Genomic DNA, 7,311 nt, shown 5'->3' with positions numbered 1-7,311 from the left:
ATTTGCCCGATCGCACTTTGAAAAATCGGCATAGCGAATTCCGGTTCCGCGTACATAACTTTCCGCCAGTAAGGCATCAACCCAGTCAAATAAAAATATAAATCAGTAATCGCAGTGCCAAATAGCGAACCCAAGTAAAAATAGCTGCCCACTTTTCCCCAAGATTTGTTCAAGCACCAAATAGCAAAAGGCAAGCCAATTGCTTCTATAGGTAGATGTAAAATAGGTTCCCATCTAAACCAGCCCCAATAGATGGAACCTGCCAGCCAACATCCAGCAAATCCCAATAATAAATCTCCCCAGAGTTGGGTTTTTGGGCGAAAAATTAAGATTAAACTGAGGACGAACCAAGGAATTGTTGAAAGGAGGCTGATGGTTGGATACAAGCGAACTAACGGTGCTTGCACGAAGACGGGAATTGAAACTAAAAATGCTGAGGCGCTAAAGATTAGCCACTGTTTGAGGCTGTTGCTTTTGCCGGCAGCGACAGCATTGTCTAGGCGGGAAACGGTGGCAGTAGGTGCGATCGCCGATGATGTTAATAAATCAAAATTAAACAACTGATTGGACTCCGTAATGTTGCAATAGGTGGACTAAAAATTTGGCTGCGGTTGTGGGTTTTGCCGTCTCAATACCGGCTGCATTTTGGCTGAGGTGCCAGCCATTTGCGGTTTGGGGAGTTCGCCATAAATCTAAATGTGCAACGGGGCGATCGGCATAAAAGCTATCTCCACCGCTGCCGAGAATCGCTGAACTCCAGTGCGTGAAGCGATCGTGGCTGAGCCTGTGGATGGGAAAATTGCCCCCTAGGGGTACTCCCCAGCCGTCTAGGGCAAAAAAAGCCCCGACTTGGCCGCCTAGTTGCTGCCACAGAAGAGCCGCCCCGATCGCCCCGGCTACTCCTGCCGAAAAGCTCACAAATACTAAACTTTCTCCAGTCAACTCTTGACTGCATAAAAAGTGAAAAATGTCAAGCGCTGAAAAAGGCGGGTGTTTATGAGCGGGAAAAATCTTGACAGGGTAAGATGTTTGGGTATTTTGCCGAGGATTGTCTGGTTCCCACACCTCCGAAAGTCCCGCTAGGAATCGATCGGTTAGTTTTGGGTCGTGAACTCCGGGGCAAATTACCAGTCTCATCGTGCTTCACTAATATTAATTATCAGCTTAACATAACTTTACTTAATTGTACACCCTAAGTAATTATATGCTATCCAGGGGGATAGGATGTTAAACTAATAACAGAGTCGAGTTTGAAGAGTATCCCCCCACAATAAAGGCTGGGAACGCTCCGAAACACCGAAACTGGAGGCAAGGTGAGGAAGTCTTAAGAAAACATAAAACTTAACGCTAGCCGAAACCCCTGCCGGACTACGGGATGATGGGGATATCCGGGCAGCCGAGAAACCAGATTTTTTTCGCAATTCTGGTCCATCCTTGCTGCGACTCTTAAAAAAATTCAAATTGAGGAATACAAAGTGGTTGCTTCTCCAGAAAAGATTGAGTTAAAAACATCTGCTGCACCCGCAAGTAACGATCGCGTTGCAGTCTTGCTGATGGGTTACGGCGAAGTCGAAAGCTACGACGATTTTGCCAACTACAACGAACAAGCTTTAAATTTACTTACCGCCAAATTCGCGCCGGTACCGACTTGGATTTATCCGCCGCTGGCGAAGATTTTAGCAATTTTTGACTTGCACGAGTGGAGTCACCAACACGGTCAATTTGTTTCGCCGCACAATGCTATTTTTGAACAGCAGCGCGCCGGGATAGAAAAGAATTTGCAGGAAAAATGGGGCGATAAAGTAAAAGTTTTCAAAGCTTTTAACTTTTGCGCGCCGTTTTTGCCGGAACAAGTAATTGCCGAAATTAAATCGGAAGGATTTGATAAAATCCTGATTTATCCGCTGTTGGTAGTTGATTCTATTTTTACTAGCGGTATTGCAGTGGAACAGGTGAATAATGCTTTAGTCAAAACCACTGATGGGGGCGAACATTGGGTAAAAGGACAGCGCTACATTCCTTCTTTTTACGATGAACCTGCTTACATTCAGCTAATGGCTGATATGGTGGAAGAGGAAATTAAGAACGATTTGGCTGTGGCGCATTTGCCTTCTCAGATTGGGATTGTGCTGATGAATCACGGTTGTCCGCACAAGGCGAAGGGTTTTACTTCGGGTATTGTGGAAAGTCAGGCTTTGTACGATCGCGTGCGGGAACGTTTGATGTATCGCTATCCTTTGATTTCGGTGGGCTGGCTGAACCACGACACGCCTCTGATTGAATGGACTCAGCCGGATGCGACTTTGGCTGCGAAGAATTTGATTGATTTGGGTGCAACTGCGATCGTGTTTATGCCGATCGGATTTGCGACGGAAAATCACGAAACTTTGTTAGATGTTGACCATGTTATTGAGTCTTTGCAGAAGCAGCGTCAAGGAGTAACTTACCGCAAATTGCCTTGCGTGAACGATCGTCCTGAGTTCCTGAAAATGGCGGCGGAGTGGGCCAATCCTCAAATTGAAGCGCTGTTGAGTGAAAGTGCGGTTGCTGTTAATCCGAGTTTGTCTGCACACGGCGAGCACAGTCATTCTCATGGAGATCACGGCCATTCTCATGGCGGACATTCTCACGGGCACGGTCATTCTCACGAGCACGGCCATTCTCATTAATTAGGATCTGAGAAACCGGGTTTTTGCGAGAATACTGCGTTGAAGACGACAGATTAAGTAAAAAACCCGGTTTCTTTGTGGGAGTGGGTAAATCGAGATTGATCAATGAATTTAACTCTTTAAAAATTCTACTATTTTAATGGCAGGGGAGTAGGTATCATCAGCTAATTGCCATTACTGATTGCTTCGATCGAGATTGCCTAAATTAAACAAAGTCTCTGTATACTCTTGCGGGAAAGCCTCAAAAGTTCTAACTGTTAAAGCATTTTCATAACACTTTTTCGCCAGTTCGATATTCTGTGCTTTATCCCCCCTGATTCTGTCACTGTAGGCTAATCCCAGATTATTTTGAGTCATTGCCCAATTTTCGGGAAAGGCATCGCGCGTGTAGATGGTTAATGCAGCATTGTAAGATGCGATCGCCTTTTCCAGATTATCAGCCCGCGAACCGTTGATTCTGTTAGCGTAGGCAAGAGCTAGGTTATTTTGAGTCATTGCCCATTTTTCAGGGAAATCCTCAAGGGTACGAACTGTTAAAGCAGCCTCATAAAAGTCGATCGCCCGTTCCAAATTATCCGCCCGCGAACCCTTGATTCTGTCACTGTAGGCTTCTCCTAGGTTATTTTGAGTCATTGCCCAATCTTCAGGGAAATCCTCAAGGGTACGAACTGTTAAAGCAGCCTCATAAAATGCGATCGCCCGTTCCAGATTATCCGCCGGCGAACCCTTGATTCTGTATCTGTAAGCTTCTCCTAGGTTATTTTGAGTCATTGCCCAATCTTCAGGGAAATCCTCAAGGGTACGAACTTTTAAAGTAGCCTCATAAAATGCGATCGCCTGTTCCAGATTTTGGGCCCGCGAACCGTTGATTCTGTATAAGTAGGCATTAGCTAAGTTATTTTGAGTCATTGCCCATTGTTCAGGGAAATCCTCAAGCGTACGAACTGTTAAAGCAGCCTCATAAAATGCGATCGCCCTTTCCAGATTATCCGCCCGCAAACCGTTGATTCTGTTTCTGTAGGCATTAGCTAGATTATTTTGAGTCATTGCCCAATCTTCAGGAAAATCCTCAAGGGTATAAACTGTTAAAGCAGCCTCATAAAATGCGATCGCCCTTTCCAGATTTTCCGCCCGCGAACCGACTATTCGAGAATAGTCAGCAGTAGTATAGTAAAGATCGCCTAGCCCTAACAAAGTGTCTGATTGCGCCCTAAGTAAATTCAATTTTTGCTGTAAAGCGAGCGACTTATGGAAGAAATCAATTGCCAGATCCCTTTCCTGTGAATAATTCTGAGTTTGGCGGGTTTTGAGCCGATTTGCATAAGCCCTAGCAACTCGATTATATAGGGTTGCTAATGCAGGAGTTTCCATCGCTTGTTGCTCCAGATTTTCCACCTGCTCTAACAGTTCATCTAGAGGTAAAATTAGTTTTGTCTCTAGCTCAATCAGCGTAGAATTTTCCCAAGTCTGATTAATCACATCCGTTGCTTCCACCGCAGGCGACACAAATCGAAATACGCCACTCCGCCAACTCCAAAAATCCGGTGCTTCCCGACTCAAACGACTCAGAATATTTGGTGTTACCCAAATTACAATAGGATAAGGAAACTCTCGCAACCCCTCCCGCGTCCATTGCAAATAGCCAAAAAAACGGTCTAACTCCGAGCGATGGTTAGAGTCAGCTTGTGACACAAACTCCATCAAAGCCTCCGTTCCCGTTACAGTAATTGCTGCTGATGCGTGGGGTTCTTTTAACTCTGGGCAATCCTTAACCAGTTGCTCCAACGCAGCTCTTAGACTGGGTTCTTTTTGATTCAACACCACACGATAACAGGGGATATTTGGAACGAGTTCAGCCTCGTAACGATTAATAATCTGAGTTTGAAAATCTCCCGGTTTACAGGAAGCAATCAACAATGACAATACACCTTTACTTGCTTCAATTAAAGAGACAAGACCATCGTAACTATCCTCATTGATTGATTGATAATCCACGATATCACTGTCAAGCATTTAACCCTCCGCTCCAATTAATCCACGCCGCTGCAATATTTCCTGAACCACTGGATGAACTCCAAACCACAAATCGTCATTGCGATATTCTAGGATGTAGAGCGTGTGCAATAAATCTAAGAAATCCTGATCCATCCCATCTTGGGGTAAATAATTTTGGTATACATCCACTAGAATTTGATAGCGGTTTTGTCCAAGAGGTTCTGTTAAATTAATCCGATAATCTTTAATAGCATTTTGCAAAATGTCAGGCGTAATTTTCAAATTTTGGTTATCTGGTGTGCGACGTAACTGCTTCAAACATAACCCACAGCACAGACTAGCCAAACGAATAAATTCTCGCAATGCACCACCACTTTTAACGATCATGATCTGAGTTGCTTCCGGTGCAATCAACTCTTTGGAGATTCGCTTGTAAAGAATTTTCTCAAATACTTGTACAGCTTCTGCGACAGGAGAGGCATTGGGAACTCTATCTTCTCCACGCGGAAACAACTTTGTCGCCCACATCGATTGAATCTTATTATTTGTAGCATTCTGAATAATTCCTCGCAACGACATATCTCGTGTCGCTGCCATTGGAATTGTATAAATAATCCGAAATTGAGGCTGAAATAACGCATTGATGTTATTTCGATAAACGCGATCGACAATCTCTAGGTCGAGTTTATCAAGGTCATCAATCACGACCAGAACTTCTTGTCCACACCCCGCTTGAATCACACTAGCGATATCGTTAATGCGATCGATTAAGTCTGAAATTCGTCTCGCAAACTCAATCGTAATTTCCTCACGAATCACAGAGTTAGCCTTCAAAGTTGCCTTCAACTTGGCAAAGAATTTCACAAACCAAGTATTGACACCAACTTCTCCACTTGTTTCTAGCTCAATGCTAGAATCAACTGAACTTGCCTCAGTTCTAGTATACTTACTAAACCATAGATAAAAAGCTTTTTTTGTTTTAGAACCGATTTTAATCTGACGTTCTTCTGCTGCTTCCATCAGCTTTACTGCCATAGCAAACAAAATGTTGACATGATTCACATCTGACATTTCAATCAGGTCAGAGATTGAAAAGAAGACTACAAAGTAGCGAGCCTGCGTGTCCCGGCAAAATTGACCCAGCAATGTCGATTTGCCTGACCCACGATGCCCTGTAAAAATGATTTTGTTATTGTCTGGTGAGCAATCTTCAACCAAATGCTCCAATTCTTCTAAAATCTCAGTGCCATATTCCACATGAAATTTATTCAGTTGCTCTACGGTGACTAAAGGAAGTAACTGAAGATTCTGGAAGGCTGTTTGGAAGGATGCTAAGCGCTGGTTAGTCATAGGGAATATATATATGCACTCTAACTCTTACTTTAGCACAATGCCCTATAATGTCACGCCTTTAATGCTAAATCTTCGCTTGGACTTTCCGGTTTCTGCATTGTCGCTGAACAAATTATCGAGCAGAACGCTTGTGGGCGGTATTCTCTTGAGGAATTGGTTGAGGCGATCGCACCAGAGAATCTTCATAATGAGATTGATAGTGGAGTTGCTGTGGGTAATGAAATTTGGTAGCATAAAGGTGCTAGCAGAATCCCCACATTGTGAGAGGAAATAGACGCATCTATTGCCACCGAGCGAATTATCGAAGCTGCAAATTTCTAAACCGCTATTGCATCTAGATATGGATTATGACCCTCAAAGAACAACTTCTCCAAACCATTGAAACACTGCCTGATGACTTGCTAGCACAAACGCTGCAATTCGTCCAAACCATTCAACATCCCATTCACAAAACTCCAGCAAATTGTGGCGGTGCAGCGCGAATTCGCGATACTCGCATTCCCGTCTGGACGATTATCGCCTACCAACAACAGGGCGCAACTGAAGCCGAACTTCTTTATAATTATCCAGGAATCACCCTTCAAGATTTGCCAGCGGTTGCGAACTATTACGATCGCAATCGAGAAGAAATCGAGCTGTGGCTTGCTGAAAATCAATAACTGCTAATGCTAAAGTTTTACTCAAATGAAAACTTCGCTATGGCGATCGCCCCAACCAACCGATCGATCTCCGCCTCCGTGGTAAAATAGTGAACGCAAGCCCGCACGCAGTCGGGATTCAGAATTGTCCTCACCATAATTCCCTGCTTTTCCAACAAATCGACAAGCTTGTTGTGCGGCATTCCATTAGTCAATCGAAACGAAACTAAACCCGCTTCCGGTGCAGATGTCCGCAAACATTCTACATGACCTAGTTCCGACAAACGCTCCCAGAGATACTTGCTCAAACGACAGATTTCTGCATACCTTTCCTCGATCGTACCCCATTCATGCTGAAGGGCGATCGCACTTCGCAAACCCGCATACAAAGGATAAGCCGAAGTCGCAATTTCGTAGCGCTGCGATCCAGCCTTCCACCCCAGGACTTTAGCATTAGAATCCGTCACAATTCCCCGCCAACCGATAAACACCGGATGCAAATCTGCCAAAGCCGCCGCACTCACATAAAGCCCGCCCAAACCCTCCGGGCCGCACCACCATTTGTGACCGGTAAAAGCATAAAAATCAACCCCAGACTCAATCAAATCCAAAGGTAAAACCCCCACAGATTGAGCCGCATCAACTAACACCATCAC

General features: G+C 44.5%; 8 protein-coding genes. 2 read left to right on the top strand and 6 right to left on the bottom strand.

The genetic code is table 11. The annotated features are described in order from the left end of the window. A partial coding sequence (locus WBA89_RS18325; RefSeq protein WP_424408643.1) for a DUF3120 domain-containing protein occupies positions 1-560 on the bottom strand: 560 nt, incomplete at its 3' end. Next, positions 553-1,137, bottom strand: coding sequence for a hypothetical protein (locus WBA89_RS18320; RefSeq protein ID WP_424408642.1), 585 nt, complete (start codon positions 1,135-1,137; stop codon positions 553-555). The genes WBA89_RS18320 and WBA89_RS18325, both read right to left, overlap by 8 nt. 338 nt (positions 1,138-1,475) lie before the next feature. Between WBA89_RS18320 and WBA89_RS18315 the strand changes: the two genes are divergently transcribed. Further along, positions 1,476-2,669: a ferrochelatase gene (locus WBA89_RS18315; RefSeq protein WP_424408641.1), complete on the top strand. Its 1,194-nt coding sequence runs from the start codon at positions 1,476-1,478 to the stop codon at positions 2,667-2,669. Between the two features lie 174 nt (positions 2,670-2,843). Here WBA89_RS18315 and WBA89_RS18310 read toward each other — a convergent pair whose 3' ends face one another. Genes WBA89_RS18310 through WBA89_RS18300 form a run of 3 tightly spaced genes read right to left on the bottom strand, consistent with a single transcriptional unit; the run spans position 2,844 to position 6,251 of the window. Beyond that, positions 2,844-4,682, bottom strand: a complete 1,839-nt coding sequence (locus WBA89_RS18310) for a tetratricopeptide repeat protein (RefSeq protein ID WP_424408640.1) — start codon at positions 4,680-4,682, stop codon at positions 2,844-2,846. Next, positions 4,683-6,014 carry an ATP-binding protein gene (locus WBA89_RS18305; RefSeq protein ID WP_424408639.1) on the bottom strand — a complete coding sequence of 444 codons (1,332 nt, stop codon included), beginning with the start codon at positions 6,012-6,014 and terminating at the stop codon, positions 4,683-4,685. A 45-nt stretch (positions 6,015-6,059) separates the two neighbouring features. Continuing rightward, the gene (locus WBA89_RS18300; protein ID WP_424408638.1) at positions 6,060-6,251 is read right to left on the bottom strand and encodes a hypothetical protein; all 192 of its coding nucleotides are present in this window, start codon (positions 6,249-6,251) and stop codon (positions 6,060-6,062) included. A gap of 113 nt (positions 6,252-6,364) precedes the next feature. On the opposite strand from WBA89_RS18300, the gene WBA89_RS18295 reads away from it, so the two are divergent. Beyond that, the gene (locus tag WBA89_RS18295) at positions 6,365-6,676 is read left to right on the top strand and encodes a DUF433 domain-containing protein (RefSeq protein WP_424408637.1); all 312 of its coding nucleotides are present in this window, start codon (positions 6,365-6,367) and stop codon (positions 6,674-6,676) included. Between the two features lie 17 nt (positions 6,677-6,693). Here the strand turns inward: WBA89_RS18295 and WBA89_RS18290 are convergent. Next, positions 6,694-7,311 (bottom strand): aminotransferase class V-fold PLP-dependent enzyme (locus WBA89_RS18290; RefSeq protein ID WP_424408636.1); only part of this gene is annotated, 618 nt, incomplete at its 5' end.

Source organism: Microcoleus sp., from assembly GCF_049646505.1.
GTDB lineage: Bacteria > Cyanobacteriota > Cyanobacteriia > Cyanobacteriales > Microcoleaceae > Microcoleus.
Note: the sequence above shows the minus strand (reverse complement) of the source record. Positions and strands in the feature narration are given on the sequence as shown.

Bases quoted from the DNA above. Each gene is read 5' to 3' on its own strand.
- WBA89_RS18320 (WP_424408642.1), bottom strand. From the start codon at position 1,137: ATGAGACTGGTAATTTGCCCCGGAGTTCACGACCCAAAACTAACCGAT.
- WBA89_RS18310 (WP_424408640.1), bottom strand. From the start codon at position 4,682: ATGCTTGACAGTGATATCGTGGATTATCAATCAATCAATGAGGATAGT.
- WBA89_RS18305 (WP_424408639.1), bottom strand. From the start codon at position 6,014: ATGACTAACCAGCGCTTAGCATCCTTCCAAACAGCCTTCCAGAATCTT.
- WBA89_RS18300 (WP_424408638.1), bottom strand. From the start codon at position 6,251: ATGCTACCAAATTTCATTACCCACAGCAACTCCACTATCAATCTCATT.
- WBA89_RS18295 (WP_424408637.1), top strand. From the start codon at position 6,365: ATGACCCTCAAAGAACAACTTCTCCAAACCATTGAAACACTGCCTGAT.